At 52.4% G+C, this 876-nt stretch carries 2 pseudogenes; both read left to right on the top strand.

Features of this window, described 5'->3' with window-relative positions:
• Nucleotides 1-710, top strand: a pseudogene (locus HMPREF9163_RS11400) (DNA cytosine methyltransferase); the annotation flags it as partial.
• A 57-nt stretch (nt 711-767) separates the two neighbouring features.
• Nucleotides 768-876, top strand: a pseudogene (locus HMPREF9163_RS12640) (virulence protein); the annotation flags it as partial.

The raw sequence follows: 876 nt of genomic DNA on the forward strand, positions 1-876 counted from the left end.
GGAATAATCAGCCGCTTGTATTGAAGGACGTACAAGCATACGGCATCTCCTCGTTCCAGTCCAATGCCATGAAATCAAGCAATCCGCACTCCGGGATATATGAAACCGAGACGGCTCGGACGATTGATCAGAGCGGCGGGAATCCCTCATGTTGTCAGGGTGGCGTTGCCGTTGTTTCCATCCAAGGCTCGATGATCGGACGCTCCGTGAAGAACGGCCCGCAGGGAAGTGGTATCGCAGAGAATGTGAGTTTTACGCTCAATACCGCTGACCGTCATGCGGTCTATGCCATGACCACGGGCTGTCACTCTCATTTTGTAAAGGAGAAATGCCCGACGCTCATGGCGCGGGATTTCAAAGACCCGATGGTTGTCAATCAGCCCGTCTATGCCGTGCGGAGATTGACACCGACCGAGTGCGGACGTTTGCAGGGCTTTCCCGATGGATGGTGCGCGGGGCTTGAAACGGATAATCCCACGGAGGAAGAAATGGTGTTCTGGCGCGCGGTCTTTGAGACACACCGAAAAATCACAGGCGGCAAGAAGCCCAAGACCGATACGCAGATTCGCAGATGGCTGAAGAATCCGCACTCGGATGCGGCAGAGTATAAGATGTGGGGCAACGGTGTCGCACTTCCTTGTGTATTTTATGTCCTTACAGGAATTGCACATTTCGGGCATTCGGTGTATACAACACAATTTGCTTGCTAATTCTTCCCATGTGAGTGATGAATGTAATGACCAAAGTTCATAAAGGAGGAAACCACCATGAAGGTCAATTACAACATCCAAAAGGAAGAGCGCAAGGCGATGGTCGGGGTCATCAGCAAGGTGCTGGGCATCAAGCCTGCCTACTGCGGCGCACCGACATTTTCCT

Source organism: Selenomonas sp. oral taxon 138 str. F0429, assembly GCF_000318175.2.
Lineage (GTDB): Bacteria > Bacillota > Negativicutes > Selenomonadales > Selenomonadaceae > Centipeda > Centipeda timonae.